Origin of the sequence: Sphingobium sp. Z007 (assembly GCF_900013425.1) — a bacterium.
Classification (GTDB): Bacteria; Pseudomonadota; Alphaproteobacteria; order Sphingomonadales; family Sphingomonadaceae; genus Sphingobium.
This window is the reverse complement of the sequence record NZ_FBXK01000005.1, coordinates 3,038,716-3,056,735: the sequence shown is the minus strand read 5'-3', so window position 1 is coordinate 3,056,735 and position 18,020 is coordinate 3,038,716. Positions and strand designations below refer to the sequence as shown.

18 protein-coding genes and 1 riboswitch are annotated in these 18,020 nt (G+C 68.5%); of the genes, 2 read left to right on the top strand and 16 right to left on the bottom strand.

All coding sequences use genetic code 11. The features are described from left to right. Positions 1-16 precede the first annotated feature (16 nt). From cobO to cbiE, 6 genes are read right to left on the bottom strand one after another with little or no spacing between them, the layout of a single operon-like run. Positions 17-628: a cob(I)yrinic acid a,c-diamide adenosyltransferase gene (gene cobO, locus CEQ44_RS22755; RefSeq protein ID WP_254913669.1), complete on the bottom strand. Its 612-nt coding sequence runs from the start codon at positions 626-628 to the stop codon at positions 17-19. Next, on the bottom strand, positions 618-1,382 hold the full coding sequence (gene cobF, locus CEQ44_RS22750) for a precorrin-6A synthase (deacetylating) (RefSeq protein ID WP_088183424.1): 765 nt from the start codon (positions 1,380-1,382) through the stop codon (positions 618-620). Before cobF ends, cobO begins: the two co-directional genes overlap by 11 nt. Next, entirely contained in the window at positions 1,379-2,683 is a 1,305-nt protein-coding gene (locus tag CEQ44_RS22745) for a cobyrinate a,c-diamide synthase (protein WP_088183423.1), read from the bottom strand. The genes cobF and CEQ44_RS22745 overlap by 4 nt, the downstream gene beginning before the upstream one ends. Continuing rightward, entirely contained in the window at positions 2,680-3,465 is a 786-nt protein-coding gene (cobM, locus tag CEQ44_RS22740; protein ID WP_088183422.1) for a precorrin-4 C(11)-methyltransferase, read from the bottom strand. Before cobM ends, CEQ44_RS22745 begins: the two co-directional genes overlap by 4 nt. Next, positions 3,462-3,827, bottom strand: coding sequence for a cobalamin biosynthesis protein (locus CEQ44_RS22735; RefSeq protein ID WP_088183421.1), 366 nt, complete (start codon positions 3,825-3,827; stop codon positions 3,462-3,464). Before CEQ44_RS22735 ends, cobM begins: the two co-directional genes overlap by 4 nt. Then, entirely contained in the window at positions 3,824-5,032 is a 1,209-nt protein-coding gene (cbiE, locus tag CEQ44_RS22730) for a precorrin-6y C5,15-methyltransferase (decarboxylating) subunit CbiE (protein WP_088183420.1), read from the bottom strand. The genes CEQ44_RS22735 and cbiE overlap by 4 nt, the downstream gene beginning before the upstream one ends. Here cbiE and CEQ44_RS22725 point away from each other — a divergent pair. Then, positions 5,031-5,792: a cobalt-precorrin-6A reductase gene (locus CEQ44_RS22725; protein WP_088183419.1), complete on the top strand. Its 762-nt coding sequence runs from the start codon at positions 5,031-5,033 to the stop codon at positions 5,790-5,792. The two genes, cbiE and CEQ44_RS22725, sit on opposite strands and share 2 nt — an antisense overlap. Here CEQ44_RS22725 and cobJ read toward each other — a convergent pair. The 6 genes from cobJ to cobW are packed head-to-tail and all read right to left on the bottom strand — an operon-like array spanning position 5,756 to position 13,300. Beyond that, positions 5,756-6,517, bottom strand: a complete 762-nt coding sequence (gene cobJ, locus CEQ44_RS22720; RefSeq protein ID WP_088183418.1) for a precorrin-3B C(17)-methyltransferase — start codon at positions 6,515-6,517, stop codon at positions 5,756-5,758. The genes CEQ44_RS22725 and cobJ overlap by 37 nt on opposite strands. Next, on the bottom strand, positions 6,514-7,239 hold the full coding sequence (cobI, locus tag CEQ44_RS22715; RefSeq protein ID WP_088183417.1) for a precorrin-2 C(20)-methyltransferase: 726 nt from the start codon (positions 7,237-7,239) through the stop codon (positions 6,514-6,516). Before cobI ends, cobJ begins: the two co-directional genes overlap by 4 nt. Beyond that, positions 7,236-7,865, bottom strand: a complete 630-nt coding sequence (locus tag CEQ44_RS22710; RefSeq protein WP_088183416.1) for a precorrin-8X methylmutase — start codon at positions 7,863-7,865, stop codon at positions 7,236-7,238. The genes cobI and CEQ44_RS22710 overlap by 4 nt, the downstream gene beginning before the upstream one ends. Beyond that, positions 7,866-8,990: a cobalamin biosynthesis protein CobG gene (locus tag CEQ44_RS22705; RefSeq protein ID WP_088183415.1), complete on the bottom strand. Its 1,125-nt coding sequence runs from the start codon at positions 8,988-8,990 to the stop codon at positions 7,866-7,868. Next, complete coding sequence (gene cobN / locus CEQ44_RS22700) at positions 8,987-12,253, bottom strand: cobaltochelatase subunit CobN (RefSeq protein ID WP_088183414.1); 3,267 nt, start codon at positions 12,251-12,253, stop codon at positions 8,987-8,989. Before cobN ends, CEQ44_RS22705 begins: the two co-directional genes overlap by 4 nt. A 9-nt stretch (positions 12,254-12,262) precedes the next feature. Further along, positions 12,263-13,300, bottom strand: a complete 1,038-nt coding sequence (gene cobW, locus CEQ44_RS22695) for a cobalamin biosynthesis protein CobW (protein WP_088183478.1) — start codon at positions 13,298-13,300, stop codon at positions 12,263-12,265. Between the two features lie 178 nt (positions 13,301-13,478). Continuing rightward, positions 13,479-13,710, bottom strand: a riboswitch (cobalamin riboswitch). Between the two features lie 53 nt (positions 13,711-13,763). On the opposite strand from cobW, the gene CEQ44_RS25195 reads away from it, so the two are divergent. Continuing rightward, positions 13,764-13,895, top strand: coding sequence for a hypothetical protein (locus tag CEQ44_RS25195; RefSeq protein WP_256960055.1), 132 nt, complete (start codon positions 13,764-13,766; stop codon positions 13,893-13,895). A gap of 105 nt (positions 13,896-14,000) precedes the next feature. Here the strand turns inward: CEQ44_RS25195 and CEQ44_RS22690 are convergent, their stop codons facing one another. The 4 genes from CEQ44_RS22690 to CEQ44_RS22675 form a co-directional block, all read right to left on the bottom strand. Then, on the bottom strand, positions 14,001-14,561 hold the full coding sequence (locus CEQ44_RS22690; protein WP_088183413.1) for a zinc/iron-chelating domain-containing protein: 561 nt from the start codon (positions 14,559-14,561) through the stop codon (positions 14,001-14,003). A gap of 134 nt (positions 14,562-14,695) precedes the next feature. Continuing rightward, a complete protein-coding gene (locus tag CEQ44_RS22685; protein ID WP_140419303.1) occupies positions 14,696-15,568 on the bottom strand; it encodes an NAD(P)-dependent oxidoreductase in 873 nt (290 codons plus the stop codon). After that, complete coding sequence (locus CEQ44_RS22680; RefSeq protein WP_088183412.1) at positions 15,565-16,743, bottom strand: L-rhamnonate dehydratase; 1,179 nt, start codon at positions 16,741-16,743, stop codon at positions 15,565-15,567. Before CEQ44_RS22680 ends, CEQ44_RS22685 begins: the two co-directional genes overlap by 4 nt. Continuing rightward, complete coding sequence (locus CEQ44_RS22675; RefSeq protein ID WP_254913670.1) at positions 16,740-18,005, bottom strand: MFS transporter; 1,266 nt, start codon at positions 18,003-18,005, stop codon at positions 16,740-16,742. Before CEQ44_RS22675 ends, CEQ44_RS22680 begins: the two co-directional genes overlap by 4 nt. Positions 18,006-18,020: the final 15 nt, after the last annotated feature.

Sequence of the window (18,020 nt, the reverse complement as noted above, 5' to 3'; positions counted from 1 at the left end):
GACGATTCGATGGGGTTCAAAACTCGATCCCCGCCTGCGCCTTCACGCCCGACCGGAAGGGATGCTTGACCATCGTCATGTCGGTGACGAGATCGGCCGCGTCGATCAGCGCGTCTGGCGCATTGCGGCCGGTGACGATCACATGCTTCATGGCGTCGCGGGCGGTCAGCACCGCCAGCACCTCGTCAAGCGGCAGATAATCGTAGCGCAGGACGATGTTCAACTCGTCGGCCAGAACCATATGATAGGCGGGATCGGCGACCATGCGCCGCACTTCGTCCCAGGCCGTGCGCGCCGCGGCGACATCCCGCGCCCGGTCCTGCGTGTCCCAGGTGAAGCCTTCGCCCATCTGCTTGAATTCCACCTGTTCGGGAAAAGCGTCGAACACGGTCTTTTCGCCGGTGGTCATCGCGCCCTTGACGAACTGGACCACGCCGACCTTCATGCCGTGGCCGATCGCGCGCACGACCATGCCGAGCGCGGCGCTGGTCTTGCCCTTGCCCTTGCCGGTGTGGACGATGAGCAGCCCCTTTTCCTGGGTCTTGGTCGCCATGATCTTCGCCTGGGCGGCCTGTTTCTTGCGCATCTTGTCGGCGTGGCGGGCTTGCGTGTCGTCTTCAGCTTGCACCGGCTTGTTCCTTTCGCATCAGATAGACGTCCATGATCCAGCCATGGCGGGCACGCAGCGCCGCGCGTGCCGTCGCGATCCGCGGTGCCGCGTCGGCGAGCGGACCATGGATCAGCGCTTCGTGGGGCATGCCGAGATACGCGCCCCACCAGATGGCGATGCCGTCCGGCGGCAGCGTGGCGAAGGCGCAGTTGCCGTCGAGCATGACGACCACCGTCCTGGCATCGCGCGGCCAGCCCCGTGCGCGCAGCATCCGGCCTGTCGTGATCGTGACCGGCTCCCCAAGCCGGTTGAGCGGAATGGCATGGGCGGCGGTCAGCGCCTGGATACTGGTGATGCCGGGTATGACGCGAACGGCGACGTCCATTCCCGCCTGGATCAGCCGGTCGGCGATCCGCAGCGTGCTGTCATAGAGGGACGGGTCGCCCCAGATCAGCAGCGCTAGCCGGCCGCCGTTGGGCAGATGCGCGGTGATCTGTGCCTGCCAGGTGGCGGCGATGGCGGCGTGCCAGTCATGGACCGAGCCCAGATAATCATCGGTGGCGTCGCGAACCGGCAAGTCGAATTCGACCACCCGCACCGGCGCGGTCAGCCGTTGTGCGCAGATCGCGCGGCGCAGGTCGATCAGGTCGGATTTGGCGTCGCCCTTGCGCGGCAGCAGGATGAGGTCGGCCTGGTTCATCGCCTGCACCGCCTGCGCGGTCAGATGATCGGGATTGCCGGTGCCGATGCCGATGAGCGCCAGGTCGATCATGCGGCGGGCGCGATCATGTGGAAGAAGCTGCCGGTGACAGGACCGCGACGCGATCCGGTTTCCGGCATCTCCACACCCTCCGCATCGGTCACGCGGGCCAGCGGCGCATCGCTTTGGGCCACTATGGTGGAGTAATGAAATTCATGGCCGCGCAATCTGGTCCCGGCGGCCAGCCCGGCGATCGGGGCCAGCAGTTCGGCATGGCGATAGCCCAGATGCATCCGGCGCTGGGCGTAGCTGGTGACGAGGCCGAGCAGGCCGGCCATGGGGTGCCGCGCGCCCGATGTGTCGATCAGCGCCTCCCCCAGCACCATATAGCCGCCGCACTCGCCGTGGACGGGCCGGGTTTGCGCGTGGCGGCGCAGGCCCGCCAGGAAGGTGTGCGCCGCGGCGATGGGGCCGGCATGAAGTTCGGGATAGCCGCCGGGCAGCCAGACGAGATCGGCGTCGGCATCCGGGCCTTCGTCCGCGAGCGGCGAGAAAGGCAGTATCTGCGCCCCGCCCTGCGCCCAGCCTTGCAGCAGATGGGGATAGAGGAAGGAAAAGGCGGCGTCGCGCGCGATCGCGATCCGCTGGGCGGGTGGCGGTGGCAATCGCCCCGCCTGGCCGTTCCCCCCGGCGGCGGCGCTGCGGATCGCGGGCAGATCGGCATGGGCGCGCAGGAAGGCGGCATAGTCGGCGATCGCGCGATCGAGATCGGGATGTTCGGCCGCCTGGACGAGGCCCAGATGGCGTTCGGGCAGCACCATGTCGCCGCGCCGGGGCAGCGCGCCGAGCACGGGGATGCCGATGCTGTCGAACCCGCGCCGCACCAGCCGTTCGTGGCGGGGGCTGGCGACGCGGTTCAGGATGACGCCGGCGAAGGGCACGTCCGGGTCGAGCCGCGCGAAGCCCAGCGCGGTGGCGGCCGCCGACTGGGCCTGACCGGATACGTCGATCACCAGGATCACCGGCCAGCCCATGCGGCGCGCAATGTCGGCGCTGGCGCCGTTGCCGGTCGCCCCTGGACTTGCGACGCCGTCATACAGGCCCATCGATCCTTCGGCGATCGCCATGTCCGCGTCCGTCGCCTGATGCGCGATGGCGTCGAGCAACCCGGCGTCCATCGCCCAGCTGTCGAGATTGAACGAGGCGCGGCCGGAGGCGGCCCGGTGGAAGGCCGGGTCGATATAATCCGGCCCGCTCTTGAACGGCTGCACCGCCATGCCGTCCTGCGTCAGCGCGCGGAGCAGCCCCAGCATCACCGTGGTCTTGCCTGTCCCCGATGCAGGCGCGGCGATCATCAAGCCGGGCGTGGTCATGCGCCAGGCTCCGCGCAGCAGGACGTCGCGTCCTGTGGACGGAAACGTCGGTCATAGCCCGGCGCGTAGAGGCTGCTCTCCGCGAAATGCTGCGCTTCGAGCACATGGCCGACGAGGATCAGGGCGGTGCGTTCCAAGCCGCCCGCTACCGCGGCCTCGATCGTCGCGAGCGTGGCGCGTATGATGCGTTGGTCGGGCCAGCTGGCGCGCCACACCACCGCGACGGGGCAATCCGCGCCATAAGCGGGCGTCAGGTCCGCCACCACCTGCGCGAGATTGTGGATCGAGAGATGAATGGCGAGCGTCGCCTGGGTGACGGCGAAATGGGCCAGGCTTTCGGCCGTGGGCATGGCGCTGGCGCGGCCCGGCGTGCGGGTCAGGATCAACGACTGAGACAGTTGCGGAAGCGTGAGTTCCGCCTCCAGCGCCGCGGCGGCGGCAGCGAAGGCGGGGACGCCCGGCGTGATGGTGAAGGGTATGGCCATCGCCCGCAGCCGGCGCAGTTGCTCGCCCACCGCCGACCAGATGGACAGATCGCCCGAATGGAGCCGCGCAACATCCTGGCCCAGCGCATGGGCGGCGGCGATTTCAGCCATGATGGCGTCCAAATCTAGGGGCGCGGTGTTGACGATCCGCGCGCCGGGCGGGCAGTGGCCCAGCAGTTCAGGCGGGACCAGCGAGCCGGCATAGAGGCAGACCGGGCTGGCGGCGATCAGATCGCGCCCGCGCAGGGTCAGCAGGTCGGGCGCGCCGGGGCCGGCGCCGATGAAATGTACGGTCATGGGAAGAGTCCTTGGGCGATGGCGCAGGTGGCCATGCGATCGGGGGAAATCTGGCGGGTGCGCAGCAGGCGGCCTTGCACTCCGGCTGCCGCGAGCGCACACGCCTCCGCCACGCTGCCGACGCCGCGCGCTTGCAGGCTGGCGGGGGAACGGGTGGGTGTCGTTATCGCGGCAAGCGCGTCCGGGGACATGGCCAGCAGCGGCAATCCCAGCGCGGCGGCCAGCGGCACGAGTGCCGCAGCCTTGTCTTCGGGCGTGGCGAGGTGGGTGACGGGCGGCAGGCCGCGCCGGGCAAGGTCGAAGGCGCTGCGTTGCGTATGCAGCGACGCACTGGCGCGAAAGCCGAAGCCTGCGACGATCATAGCCGCGTGCTCCACTGCACCACCGGGAAGCGCGGCCGCCAGCCGCGCCGGTCGCCAAGCGGCCCGCAATCCGCTAGTTCGATGCGCAGCAGGCTGCCGCCCCGTTCGCCATGCCAGCGCGTCAGCAGCGCTTCGGATTCCAGCGTCACGGCATTGGCGACCAATCGCGTTCCAGCCGGAAGGTGTCCCGACAGGCGGCGGAGCAGAACGTCGGAAAGGCCACCGCCGATGAACACCGCATCGGGCAAGGTTCCGGTCGGCAAGGCGTCAGGTGCCGATCCGATCAGCACGTCGAGCCGGTCGACGCCCAGAGCGACGGCATTGGCCCGCACTCGCGCGGCGCGCGCCGGATCGGCCTCGATCGCGCAGGCGCGGTTGGCCGGATGGGCGAGCAGCCATTCGATGCCGATCGATCCCGATCCTGCGCCAATGTCCCATAGCAGTTCGCCCGGCCGCGGCGCGAGGGCGGACAGGGTCAGGGCGCGGATCGGCGCCTTGGTGATCTGGCCGTCATGGTCGAACAGGGCGTCGGGCCGCCCGGCGACGGACGGGAGGGCAAGGCCCTCGCCCGCGACGGCGATGCCGACCGCGACGGGATGGGCGACATCGCTGAGGGCGAAGGCGTCGGCCGTCACGCTGCGCAACCGTTCGCGCGGGCCGCCCAGCGCCTCCATGATGTGCAGGATCGAGGGGCCGAAGCCAGTGCGGGTAAGGTAGCCGGCAAGAGCCTCGGCCGCCTGCCCGTCGCGCAGCAGCGCCAGCACGCAGCGGCCGGGAACGAGATAAGGCCGCAACCGCTCCAGCGGCGCGGCGTGGAGGCCGAGGCAGGCGGTGTCCTGGAGCGACCAGCCGAGGCGCGCCGCAGCCAGGGTGAAAGTCGATGGCGCGGGATGCGCGACCCATTCGTCCGGCGACAGATGGCGCGTGACGGCCGCGCCCGCGCCGAACCAGAAGGGATCGCCCGACGCCAGCATCACCACCCGCCGTCCGCGCTGCGCCAGCAGCCGGTCGATCCCGTCGGCGAAGGGCACTGGCCATTCGATCGTGGGGCGATTAAACGGGGCGAGCAGCGACAGGTGGCGGGCCGACCCCATGACCAGATCCGCCCGCGCAAGCGCCGCGCGGCTGTCGGCGGACAGGCCACAGCGCCCGTCCTCGCCGACGCCGATGATCTTCAACCAGGCCTGGGACACAGGATCAGCCATGCCGAACATCCTGCTGCTGGGCGGCACATCGCAGGCCAGCGCGCTGGCCCGTCTGCTGGCGCAACGGGGCATGGCGGCGACGCTGAGCTATGCGGGCCGGACGGACACGCCGCTGGCGCAGCCAATCGCGGTGCGCATCGGGGGCTTTGGCGGGGTCGAGGGGCTGGTCGCTTATCTGCGTGCCGAGCGTATCACCCATCTGGTCGATGCGACCCATCCCTTCGCCGCGACCATGAGCATGCATGCAGTCGAAGCCGCCCGCCGCGCCGGGGTGGCGCATGTTGCCCTGACGCGCCCGGCATGGCGCGCGCAGCCGGGGGACAGATGGACGCATGTCGCGGATATAGCGGGCGCGGTGGCGGCGCTGGCCGGGCCGCCGCGCCGCGTCATGCTGGCGCTGGGGCGGATGCATGTCGAGGCGTTCGCCGCCCAGCCCCAGCATCATTATCTGCTGCGCTTCGTCGATGCCCCGGCCATGCCCCCCGCCCTGCCGCATCACAGCCTGGTCGTCGATCGCGGGCCTTTTTCGGTGGAGGGCGACCTTCGCCTGATGCAAATGCATGACATCGACATGGTGGTGAGCAAGAATGCGGGCGGCACGGGGGCGGAGGCGAAGATCATCGCCGCGCGCCAACTGGGCTTGCCGGTTCTGATGATCGACCGGCCGATCATGCCGGTGCGGACGGAGATGCATGCGCCCGAAGCGGTGTTGCGCTGGCTGGATCATGCCGGGCGGTCCAGCGCCGATCGCGGCGTGTAAAGGATTGGTCCACGCGGCCGCGCGATCAGCCGGGTGCGGCTCGACCCCAGGATCACGACGGTCCGCATGTCGGCCATGTCTGCGCGCGCTGCGCCCAGCGGGACGATCTGCAACTGCTCCTGCGGCGTCGATACGGCGCGGGCGAAGAGGATCGGGCGATCGTCGCCGCATAGCGTGCGCAGCAGGGCGAGCGTGCGGGCGAAGCCGTCCGGCCGCGCCTTCGATCGGGGATTGTAGAAGGCCATGGCGAAGTCCGCCTCCGCCGCCAGGCGCAGCCGCTTTTCGATCAGCGACCAGGGCTTGAGATTGTCGGACAGGTTGATGGCGCAGAAATCATGGCCAAGCGGTGCGCCCGCGCGGGCGCTGGCGGCCAGCATCGCTGTGATGCCAGGCAGCACCCGGATGTCGAGATCGCGCCAATGGGCAGGCCCCGCCTCCAGCGCCTCGAACAGTGCCGACGCCATGGCGAAGACCCCCGGATCGCCGGACGAAGCGACGACCACCCGTCGCCCCTGTGCCGCTAGGGAGAGGGCATGGGCGGCGCGATCTAGTTCCACGCGGTTGTCCGATGGGTGAAGCGTCAGCCCGGCGCGCGGGGCGATGCGGGCGACATAAGGGATATAGCCGACGATATCGGTCGCCTGCGCGATCAAGTCGGTCACTTCTGGCGTGACGAGGCGGTCGTCCCCCGGCCCCAGCCCGGCGATGGCGAGCCAGCCGCTCATGGCCGGCGTCCTTGGCCATGGATCAGCAGGATGGAGAAATAGGGGGTGACGCTGTTGGCATCGGCCAGGCGGGTGACGCGTTCGCCGGGCATGGCGGCATGTTCGACCAGCCAGGCGGCGTCTTCGCGCCCGGCGGCGGCGACTGCGCGGCGCAGCTTGGGCAGGTGGCGACCGATCTTCATCACCACCAGCGCATCGGTGTCGCGGATGCGCCGGGTCAGTTCCTCTTCCGGGAGGGTAGCCATGGCGATGGTCAGGACATCGTCGCCCCATGTGATCGGCGCGCCGGTGGCGTTCCACGCGCCCGCCATGCCGGTGATCCCCGGCACCACCGCGACCGGGACGACTCCCGACAGCCGTGTATGGAGATGCATGAAGGAGCCGTAGAAAAAGGGATCGCCTTCGCACAATACGACGACATCCTCGCCCGTATGCGCCAACGCGGTCAGGCGGGCGGTGCAGTCTGTATAGAAGGCGGACAGGCAGGCGTTGTAGCGCGGGTCGGACAGCGGGATTTCTGTCGTCACCGGATATTCCATCGCGATTTCGATCGCGTCCGAGCGCAACATTCCGTCTGCGATCCGCCGCGCCTGGCCGGGTCGCCCGGCCTTGCGGAAATAGGCGACATGCCGCGCGCCGCGCACCAGCCGGTCGGCGCGGACGCTCAGCAGGTCGGGCGCGCCGGGGCCAAGGCCGACGCCGTGGATCGTGCCGGGCGTCATTCCGCGGCGCTCGCCAGCGCATTGATCGCCGCGACGGTGATCGCGCTACCGCCCAGACGTCCTTCGATGATGCAGCAGGGTGCGGGCGGCGCGGCCCAGAGTGCGGCCTTGGATTCGACCGCGCCGACGAAGCCCACCGGGCAACCGACGATCGCCGCCGGGCGCGGGCAATCAGGGTCTTCCAGCATGTCGAGCAGATGGAACAGGGCAGTCGGCGCATTGCCGATCGCCACCACCGCCCCGGCAAGATGCGGACGCCAGAGTTCCAGCGCGGTGGCGGAGCGGGTGTTGCGGGCCGCCTGCGCCATGGCGGGCACTTGGGGGGCGTGCAGCGTGCAGAGGATCGGGTTGGCCGCGGGCAGGCGGGCGCGGGTGATCCCTTCCGACACCATGCGGGCGTCGCACAGGATCGGCGCGCCGGCCGCCAGCGCGGTCCGGGCGGCGTGGGCGAAATCCGGCGTGAAACGGATATGCGCCGCAAGATCGACCAGGCCGGCGGCGTGGATCATCCGTACCGCCACCGGCTCCTCCTGCGCCGTGAAGCGGGCGAGGTCGGCTTCGGCCCGGATCGTCGCAAAGGATTGGCGATAGATGGCGGCGCCATCCCGTTCATAGGCATGGGGCATTCAGGCGGCTCCGAAATGGGCGAGGACAGCGGCCCGGTCGAGCGTGGCGCGAAGGGGCGGCGCTCCGGCGGGCGCGTCAAGGGCAAGGTCGTAGCGGCCATCGCGGCCGGTCAGGGTCACCGCGGCGGGGGCGGCGCTGGCGCAGCTCTTGGCGCAGCCCGACACATGCAGGCGGCCCGCCATAAGGGGGGCAAGGTGGCGGGCGAGGTCGCGCGTTTCGACGCTTGCCTGCGCGCAGGCCGGCTGGCCCGGACAGGCATCGATGCGTAGCAGGGGATCGGCCGGGTCCGTGAGCAGGCCGTCATCCTGCATATCCACCGGCGTTTCCAGCATCAGGATGCGCCAGGGCGTGGTGCGGAAGCCGCTGTCCGGCGGCAACGTCGCCGCCAGCCGCGCCAGCAGCGCCGCGTCGATGCGGCCGAAGGGCAGGCCATAGCTGGTCCCCTTGCGCCAAGGGAGGATCGCGGCGGGGGCAGCCCGCAACGTCCCTGTGGCCCAGCCGGGCAGCGGCGCATCGTGCCGGGCCATGCGCCCGGCCGCCGCGCCGCCGCTGGCGACGAACCAATGGGCGAGCGCGATCAGGGCCTCCGCTTCGCCGCCTGGGGTTATGGCGCAGCCGGTAGATCGGCCATCGGCGCGGAGCATCAGATCGCCTGCGTCGCTGCGTTCGATGCGGAAATCACCTGGCTGGTCATGGAGCAGCGGGGCGACGCCCGCGTCGATCACGAAACCGGTCTTGCCCGGCAACGCCGCGGGTAGTTCATCCAGCCGCGCCAGCAGATCGCACGCGATGCGGTGGCTGTCGTCGCCCTGCCGCCAGATCGGGGGCACAAGAATATTGCGCCGCTTTTCCCGGTCGGCATCGGCATCCACCAGGTCCAGCGCCAGCAGCCGCTCCAGCAGCACCGGCCAACCGCTTTCCGACACGCCGCGCAGTTGGAGATTGGCGCGGCGCGTCATGTCGATCAGGCCGCTGCCATGCGTCGCCGCGGCGTCGGCCAAGGCCAGCGCCTGATCCCGCGTCAGGCGGCCGAGCCGCGGCTTCACCCGCACGAGCAGCCCGTCGCCGGCCATCATCGGGCGCCATGCGTCGGGGCACCAGCCTTTGCGGATAAAGTGGCTCATGCGTCCCCCGTCAGGCTGGCGAGGATCGAGTTGCGCCGCGTGGTCCACAGCCCGGCGGCATGAAGCGCGGCGAACCGCGCCTCCATCGCCGCCAGCGCATCGGGATTGGCTTGTGCGAGGAAGGCGCGCACGTCGGGCTGGCCCAGCGTCGCGTCATGATAGAGATCGAACAGGTGCGAGGGCACCGCACCCGACAGATGCGCGAAGGCGCCTAGATGATCGAGCGTCGCGGCCAGTTCCGCGCCGCCGCGAAAGCCGTGGCGCATCATCCCCGCCACCCAGTCGGGATGCGCGGCCCTGGCGCGAACGACGCGGGCGATCTCTTCGGTCAGGGTGCGCGCCGTCGGGCGGGCGGGATCGCGATTGTCGAGATGATAGAGGCTCGCCGCGCCCCCCACCTGCGCCTTGGCGGCGGCGAAGCCGGCTTCATGCGCGGCATAGTCGGCGGCGAGCAGCAGGTCGGTTTCGGGGAGATCCTGCGCATGGACGAAGGCGTCCGCCCCTGCGACCCGCAAGCGCAGGCCGTCCGGGTCGGGCGAAGCGACGGGCGTGTCCAGCGCGTGGTCCGATGCGGACAGCCAGGCTTCGCCGGCGGCGCGGCGCGCTTCTTCTGTGTAGGTTTCGCCCCTGTCGCCCAGTCCGACGCCATAGCGCCCCGGCTGCGGGCCATAGACGCGCGGGGCCGCGTCCTGACCCGCGAAGGGATTCCAGTCGGTCGGCTCGTCCCGCCCGCACAGCGCGCGCACCGCCTGACCGAATAGCGTCGGCAAGGTGGGGAAGGCGTCGCGGAACAGGCCGGATACGCGCAGGGTGACATCGATGCGCGGCCGGTCGAGCAGCGCCAGCGCCAGGATTTCGACGCCCGTCACCCGTTCCGACGCCATGTCCCAGATCGGCTTTGCGCCCAGCAGATGCAGCGCCATGGCAAAGTCTTCCCCCGCCGTGCGCATCGTCGCCGATCCCCACAGATCGACCACCAGCCCGCGCGGATAATCGCCATGATCCTGCAAGTGCCGCCGCACCAGTTCCGCGGCCAAGCGAACGCCCTGCGCATAGGCGGCGCGGGACGGGACGGCGCGCGGGTCGATCGCATAGAGGTTGCGCCCGGTGGGCAGCACGTCGGCGCGCCCGCGATAGGGCGAACCGGCTGGCCCCGGCGGCACCCGCCGTCCGTCGAGCGCGGCGAGCAGCCCTGCCCGCTCGCCCGCGCCATGATCGCCCCGGCCGAAGATATGGAGGCCGTCGCCAAACTGGCTTTCCTTGACGTCGCACAGGAAGCGGTCGATCCGCGTGATCGCTTCTGCTGGCGACATCGCGTCGTCCAGGCCCAGCTCGGCCTCCAGCCCCAGCGCCCGCGCTTCGTCGCCGATGGTCGCCTGCAACCGATCGCGACGGGCCGGGTCCAGTCCGTCGGCGTTGGAAAACTCGTCGAGCAGCGCCTCAATCCGGTGGAGGCCCGCACCGCTGGTCGTTTGCACCAGCGGCGGTGGGACATGGCCGATGGTGACGGCAGCGGTGCGGCGCTTGGCCTGCGCCGCTTCGCCCGGATCGTTGACGATGAAGGGATAGATGAGGGGCGTCGCGCCAATCAGCGCTTCGGGCCAGCAATCGTCGGACAGAGCGACCGACTTGCCCGGCAGCCATTCGAGCGTGCCGTGCGCGCCGATATGGACCAGCGCATCGGTCCCCCTGTCGCGCAGCCACAGATAGAAAGCGACATAGGCGTGGCGCGGGCAGAGCGACAGGTCGTGATAATTGCCTTCGCGAGTGGTGGGCGTGCCGCGTTCGGGCTGGAGCGCGACGAGAATATGGCCCATCGCCAGCGCCGCGAAGCGAAACGCGCCATCCTGCACCGCCGGATCATCCTGTGGCGCCCCCCATGCCTGGTCGAGATCAGCGCGCAGCGCATCCGGCAATCCGGCCAGCGAACGGCGATAATCTTCCAACGGCCAGTCGATCCATGTCCGGTCCAGTGCGGCGACAGGCGACCGCTCATCGCCCAGCGCATAGCCTGCTTCGGCAAGGTCGGTCAGGATCGCTTCGGCCGAGGCCAGCGCGTCCAGACCCACAGCATGGGCCATTTGATAGGCTTTGCCCGGATAGGTAGAGAGCAGCAGCGCGACGCGCCGGGCGGCGGCGGGCCTGCGCGCCAGCGCCACCCATGCCGCCACCCGCGCGGCGATGGCGTCGATCCGGTCAGGATCGCCGCGGTGGACGACATCGGCAAATTCCAGGGCGGCGTCGCGCGCGCCCGATTCCTTGAAGCTGGCGACGCCCGCGAAGATGCGCCCGTCCACTTCGGGCATCACCACATGCATGGCGAGATCGGCCGGGGACAGACCCCGCGCCGCCGCCCGCCAGTCGTCGCGCCACGCCGTCGCCAGCGCGACTTGGAAGACCGGGACGCCTGCGCCGTCTAGGGGGGTGTCCCCGCCCTCCCCTCGCGCCGAGAAGGCGGTCGCGTTGATGATGGCGGCCGGATGCAGGTCGGCCACCCATTGCGCCACCTGATCGCGGGCGTCGGGGGCTTTCAGGGACGGGACGAAGATCGAGAGCACATCGAAGCCCTGCCGTGCGAGCGCGGCGTGCAGCTGGACAAAGGGATCGAGATCATGGGCGGTCAGATAGGAGCGGTAGAAAAGGATGAGCACCAACGGCCGGTCCGGGTTCCGCGCGACGCTGTGGGGATCGACGATGCCGAGGTCGGGATGCCAGCCGCCCATCATCGGCAGCGGCGCATCGTCCGAGCCAAAGGGATTGTGCAGGCCCGCCGCCTCGGCCAGCATCCCCAGAGCGCCCCGCGCCGCCGCGACGCCGCCCATGTCGCAGCGACGCGCGAACTGGCGCAGCAGCGGTTCGGGCAGCGTGGACGCCGTGTCCAGCCGCATGTCCAGCCGCCCGTCGGCAGGCAGGACCGCCAGCGCGATGCCCTGCGCCCGCGCCAGGGCGGCCACCTGTTGCAGGCCATAGCTCCAATAGGCGGTGCCGCCGATCAGGCGGATCAATATCCCCTTGGCGTGGACAAGCGTAAGTTCGACATAGGTGTCGACCGACAGCGGGTGGGTAAGCGCGGCGAGGTTGGCGAGCCGGAGCGACGGCAGGGGCGCATCGGCCCGATCCCGCGCCTGCCGCCAGGCGGCCGCGAACGCGCCAAGGTCGCTATCCGAAAAGGACAGCACAATCAGATCCGAGGGCGATTGCCCCAGATCCTGCGGCACGGCGCTTTCCTCCAGCCCATGCGTCTCGCGAAAAATGACGTGCATCGCGCCGGATCAGCCCAGCAGCACCGCCCGGATGGTCGGCGGATCGATATCAGCCCGTTCGGCGATGACGACCAGCGCGGTGGCGCGTGGTTCGCCCGGCCGCCATGGCCGGTCATAATGATGGCGCACACGCGCGCCCACCGCCTGGATCAGCAGCCGCATCGGTCTACCCGTCACGGCGGCATAGCCTTTCACCCGCAAGATGCGGTGGTCGCGCGCCAGCGTCTCGATCCGCGCGACCAGATAGGCCGGATCGGCGATGTCGCCCAGCGTGACCACCATGCTGTCGAAATCATCATGTTCATGATCGTCCTCGCCATCATGATGCGACGGGCGGGCGGCGATGTCGTCTTCCGCGGCGGCGTCCAGTCCCAGGATCAGGCGCGGATCGACCACGCCGTCCACCAGTTCGATCACCGGCACCGGGCGAGGCGTTTCCGCCGCGATGAGCGCGCGGGCGGCGGCGACGCCATCCGGCCCGGCCAGGTCGCTCTTGGTCAGCAGCACCATGTCGGCGCAGGCGAGCTGGTCCTCGAACAGTTCCGATAGCGGCGTTTCATGATCCATGCCCGGATCGGCGGCCCGCTGCGCGGCGAGCGCGGCGAGATCGGGCGCGAACCGGCCTGACGCCACGGCTTCGGCATCGGCGAGGGCCAGCACGCCATCGACGGTGATGCGGCTGCGGATCGCGGGCCAATCGAACGCCTTGAGCAACGGCTTGGGCAGCGCCAGCCCCGACGTTTCGATCAGGATATGGTCGGGACGCGGATCAAGCGCGAGCAGCCTTTCCACGGTGGGGATGAAATCGTCGGCGACGGTGCAGCAGATGCAGCCATTGGCCAGTTCCACGATATTGTCGGCCGGGCAATCGGGGATGGCACAGGATGCAAGGATATCGCCATCCACCCCTAGCGTCCCGAATTCATTGACCACCACCGCCAGTCGACGCCCCCCCGCGTTACGGATCAGATGGCTGATGAGCGTGGTTTTCCCGGCGCCCAGGAATCCGGTGACGATGGTGACAGGCACCTTGTTAAGATCGGACATGAACATCCCCGCACGCCGAACGACGAAAGGCGGGGCGTGCCGGCGCATGGCCGGTCGATGCGCGACGACGGGCGGGCGCGACGAAGCGTCCGTTACCACGCACCGATGCGGCCCCAGCCGCACAGTTCGTCGCTCAGACGGAGAGTTACCGTGCCATGACCATCCCCTGGACCAAGGCAAGAGCGACCAGTGCGCCGGCAGGTCTCCTGGCTCACGGGTCACAGCTTGATGCACGCCTTCCCGGTCCGCCTGGCAGGCGGGGTTCCAGTGGCTGCGGCCTTGTCGCCAAGGACGCCTGTGCATCGCGCTATCCGCTTACAGTTGCAGGGACAGCCGTGGATTTGGGCGAAACGCCCGCACCACATTCCCGATTAAGCCCCTCGCGGGGCACCGGCGCGATCATCGAAGACCCGGCAAGCCAGGCCTTCGATCGTCGCCATAAACCAAAGTTGCGGCCAAGCCAATGGAACTTGTCGATCAGGGCGAAGCGGTCGGTATAAATGCGTGGATGAACGCTGCGACATCCAGACAGGACGAGGCCGCTATTGTCGGCGACTGGACAGGCGACGCCCAGAAATTCTACGCAGAGGGATGAAGCAGGCTTATTCGTTCGAGAAAGTGGAACAATGAATTCGCCCGGTACGCCGACATTCGACCAGATCCGCATTTTCCTTGCCATCGTCGAGTTCCGGTCCGTCCGCTAACCCTTCGTCGCAAACACAGAGTATCGCTCTCGCCAAGCTGCCACCTCGGCTCTCAAATGCGCAGGCGCAGCGCCGCCTGACAGGACGAAGGTGGCCACATCATTGTCGGGGTGCATCAACATCTTCTTGGCGCCGTCGCTGAACCAGACAGGCACAAACCGATCACAAAGGCTGTCGAGAATGGCCTGGGCGATGCCATTTTCTATCGCCTCGCTTCCGGGGAGCAGGCGGACCATGATCGATACGCCCTCGAAGCAATTACGCGGTTCGCGGACAAAATCGAGCGAGACCAAAATGCCGGACCGGTCTGGACGAGCCTGTTCGGGCATGGCGGCGATTCTGCGCCAGGCGCAGAACCAGGTCCGGCAAATAGGGGGACGCACGGCATGGATGCTGCATCCGTGAGCGGTCAGGTGCGTACAGCCAACCCCAGCCGGTTTCTGGAAATCGGGCGTATCCACAGTGAGAATGGTGCAACACATCGTACAATCGCCACACGCCCGGTCGGGGAGGACGGGGCCGAGCAGCGTCGTTTCCAGATCATTCTCTGTGTGCATCCCGGCTGGGTGCCGCGACCCCAACTGGAATGCAAGCAGGATTGGCGCGGGCGACCGCGCAGGATGGTTGCCGATGATGCGCGGCTGACGTGGAGAGCGGGGCGCGGCCTGCCGGAAGGATATCCATGCTTCGATCAAGCGCCTCTGAGCGGCTCCACGATCGCTGCTATGTCGCGATGCCCCTCGCCTGCCGCATCCGCCTCCACGAAGCGTTGCCTCGCCGCTTGGGCTATGGCGGAGGTGATGCCGACATCGGCCAGCGCCTGCGCGGCATAGCCCAGATCCTTGGCCATCAACGGCACCAGAAAATGCGGCGCATAGTCGCGATCGAGCATCCTGCGGCCAACGCCCTTGACCATCGGGCTGGCGGGCGCGCCGTCGAACAGGATGGCCATCGCCTGCTCCACGTCCAGGCCATGTTTTTCGAACAGGGCGATCGCTTCGGCGAGGCTGGCGGCCTGGACACCGCACAGGAAGTTGTTGGCGAGCTTGACCGTCGCCGCGCTGCCGACCGGGCCGAGATGGACGAGCGCGCTCCCCATGGCGTCGAAGGCTGGGCGAGCGGCGTCGATCGTAGCGGCGTCGCCGCCGACGAGGAAGCGAAGCATACCCTGCGCCGCCTGGTCGCGGCTGCCTGTGACCGGGGCTTCGATGAAGCGCACGCCACGCGCAACGGCTTCCCGCGCGAGTTCGAACACCCAGTCGCCGGTCAGGGTGCTGGATTCGATCGCGATGGCGCCTTGATCCATGACGGCAAGCGCGCCGTCCTCGCCGGTCCAGACGGACCGCGATACATCATCATTGGCCAGCATGGCGACGACGATCGCTGCGCCGGTCGCCGCGTCGGCCGGCGTTCCGGCAACGCGCGCACCGGCGTCCCCCAGTGCCGCGGCTTTTTCGCGGCTGCGGTTCCACACCGTCACGTCGAACCCGGCGGCGAGCAATTGCCGGGCCATGCCGGACCCCATGATGCCGAGTCCCAGAACCGCGATTTTCATGTTCGTCATCCGATCACCTTGAAGCGCGAGAGAGCGGCCTCGTCTATTTCTAGGCCCAGGCCGGGGAGGTTGTCGTCCAGATCGATATAGCCGTCCACCGCCTGCGGCTCGCCCTTGAAAATATACCAGAAAAGTTCGTTGCCGACCTCGACATCCACCATCGGGAAATATTCGGCGATGGGGCTGTTCAGGCTGGCCATCACGACATGATAATTATGCATCTGCCCGGCATGGGGGACGACGGGGATGGAATAGGCCTCGGCCAGCGCCTGGATCTTGCGCGCGGCGGTGATGCCGCCGACGCGGTTGGTGTCGAACTGGAAATAATCCAGCGCCTTGGCTTCGATCATCTGGCGGAAGCCGTAGCTGGTGAACTCATGCTCCCCCGCGGCGATCGGCGTGGCGCCGAAGCGGCGCAGTTCGTGATAGCCGTTAATGTCGTCGGGGATGATCGCTTCCTCCAGCCAGCGCAGGTTGAAGGGTTCGATGAGGCGCATCATGCGCTTGGCGTAATCCAGGCTCCAGCCCATATAGGCGTCGGCCATGATGTCGATCTCTTCACCCACGGTTTCGCGCACGGTGCGGATCAGTTCGACGTTGCGCGCCATGCCCGCGGCGCCATCGATCGGCCCCCAGCCAAAGCGCAGCTTCATCGCCTTATAGCCCTGCGCCTTATAGGCGGCGGCTTCCCGCGCCAATTCCTCCAAGGGAATCGAATAGAGGCGGCTGGCATAGACCGGGATCTTTGCTTTCGTGCGTCCACCCAACAGACGGAAGACGGGCTGTTTCGCGGATTTGCCCATCAAGTCCCAGATCGCGATGTCGAGCGCGGAGATGGCGACCAGGGCGACGCCCTTGCGGCCGAAGGCCATGGTCTTGCGATACATATGCTGCCACAGAAACTCGCTGTCCCATGGGTTCTGGCCGATCAGCAGGGGTGCGAGATATTGATCGATCATCTGCTTGGTGACGAGCGGGGCGAGCGCGGCGTTGCCGATGCCGACCAGCCCTGCGTCGGTGAAGATTTCCACGATCAGCCAGCCATGGAAGGTGAAGGTGCCCATGGTTTCGGGCGACAGCATTGGCGAAACAAGGTCCATCGGGTTGGTGCAGAAATGCGGCGGCAGCGGCACGGTGTCGCCTTCCCACTGGACGACGCGGGTGCGGATTTCGGTGATTTTCAAGGAACGGCCTTTCGCAGGAAGGTAAGACGGGAAATGCGGGGGATGGACAGGCAGATCAGCGCGAAGGCGATCAAGTGCAGGGTCGCGGCCACGGTGAGGACCGGGGTGTAGCCCAGCCCGGCGTCGAGCGCCCAGCCCGCAGCCTGCCCCATGACAATGCCGCCAAAGGCGCCGCCCAGCCCTACCAGCCCGGCAAGGCGGCCCAGCGCGCTGCGCGGGGCGAGGTCGGTCGGCAGGGTCATGACGAGGGTGGACCAGCTTTGCTGGCCGAAGAAAGCGAGGCTGAAGATCGCGATGATCGCGGCGATCGACCCGGTCGTGGGCGCGAGCATGACCCAGGGCATGCAGGCGGCGCTTAAGGCCAGGGCGATCTTGCGCGCGGCGTCGACGGAGCGACCGGACGAGAGGAGACGACTGGAGAGCCATCCGCCGCACAGGCTGCCTACGCCCGATGCGGCATAGGGTATCCAGCCGATCGTTGCGGCCTGCTTCAGGTCGAAACCATGCGCTTCGAACAGATATTTGGGCAGCCAGAAGAGGTAGAAATACCAGGCGCCGTCACTGAGGAATTTTGCGGCGACCAGGCCGCGCACTTCGCGGCGCGCCAGCAGCATGGCGATGGTCGGGGCCGGATATTCCGCTTCGTGGGTGTCGGTGTCGAGAGCCGGCGGCGTGCGATAGGTCGCGAACCACCAGAGCGCCCAGCCGAGACCGAAGCCGCCCGTGATAAAGAAGACCCAGCGCCAGCTCGACAGGCCGAACCAGTCGCCATAGGCCAATATGCCCGCGATCAATGGCGGGGCGATGACTGCGCCGACCGCTGTCCCGGCATTGACCAGGCCCATGGCGGCGGCGCGGCGTTCCGGCGGAAACCATTCGGCGATGGCGCGGGTGGCGGCGGGGAAGCCCCCGCCCTCCCCTACGCCCAGCAGCAACCGGCTGACCACCAGCGCCGCGATGCCGCCCGCCAACCCATGGCTGGCGCAGGCGAGCGACCAGAAGATCATGATCGCCAGAAATCCGCGCCGGGTGCCCCACCGATCCAGCAGCCAGCCGCCGCCCAGATACATGAGGCCATAGGTGGCGAGAAAGGCGGAATCGAGGAACGCCTTGGTCTGGTTGCCGATCGGGATGTCGGCCTCAATATATTTGATCGCCCAGGGCAGGGTCTGGCGATCGAGATAGCTGATGGCGATGGCGACGGTAATCATCGCCGCGATCGCCCAGCGTCCCGCGTAGAGCCGGCGCCCCGCCCGTGTCATGGCCTCCACCTGCTT

Coding starts and splice junctions, on each gene's coding strand:
- cobF (WP_088183424.1), bottom strand. CDS start 1,382: ATGATCGACCTGGCGCTCATCGGCATCGGCACCGGCAATCCCGATCAT.
- CEQ44_RS22725 (WP_088183419.1), top strand. CDS start 5,031: ATGCCGAACATCCTGCTGCTGGGCGGCACATCGCAGGCCAGCGCGCTG.
- cobJ (WP_088183418.1), bottom strand. CDS start 6,517: ATGAGCGGCTGGCTCGCCATCGCCGGGCTGGGGCCGGGGGACGACCGC.
- CEQ44_RS22745 (WP_088183423.1), bottom strand. CDS start 2,683: ATGACCACGCCCGGCTTGATGATCGCCGCGCCTGCATCGGGGACAGGC.
- cobI (WP_088183417.1), bottom strand. CDS start 7,239: ATGACGCCCGGCACGATCCACGGCGTCGGCCTTGGCCCCGGCGCGCCC.
- cobW (WP_088183478.1), bottom strand. CDS start 13,300: ATGTCCGATCTTAACAAGGTGCCTGTCACCATCGTCACCGGATTCCTG.
- CEQ44_RS22690 (WP_088183413.1), bottom strand. CDS start 14,561: ATGCACACAGAGAATGATCTGGAAACGACGCTGCTCGGCCCCGTCCTC.
- cobN (WP_088183414.1), bottom strand. CDS start 12,253: ATGCACGTCATTTTTCGCGAGACGCATGGGCTGGAGGAAAGCGCCGTG.
- CEQ44_RS22685 (WP_140419303.1), bottom strand. CDS start 15,568: ATGACGAACATGAAAATCGCGGTTCTGGGACTCGGCATCATGGGGTCC.
- CEQ44_RS22705 (WP_088183415.1), bottom strand. CDS start 8,990: ATGAGCCACTTTATCCGCAAAGGCTGGTGCCCCGACGCATGGCGCCCG.
- CEQ44_RS22710 (WP_088183416.1), bottom strand. CDS start 7,865: ATGCCCCATGCCTATGAACGGGATGGCGCCGCCATCTATCGCCAATCC.
- CEQ44_RS25195 (WP_256960055.1), top strand. CDS start 13,764: ATGGAACTTGTCGATCAGGGCGAAGCGGTCGGTATAAATGCGTGGATG.
- cobM (WP_088183422.1), bottom strand. CDS start 3,465: ATGACCGTACATTTCATCGGCGCCGGCCCCGGCGCGCCCGACCTGCTG.
- CEQ44_RS22675 (WP_254913670.1), bottom strand. CDS start 18,005: ATGACACGGGCGGGGCGCCGGCTCTACGCGGGACGCTGGGCGATCGCG.
- cbiE (WP_088183420.1), bottom strand. CDS start 5,032: ATGGCTGATCCTGTGTCCCAGGCCTGGTTGAAGATCATCGGCGTCGGC.
- CEQ44_RS22735 (WP_088183421.1), bottom strand. CDS start 3,827: ATGATCGTCGCAGGCTTCGGCTTTCGCGCCAGTGCGTCGCTGCATACG.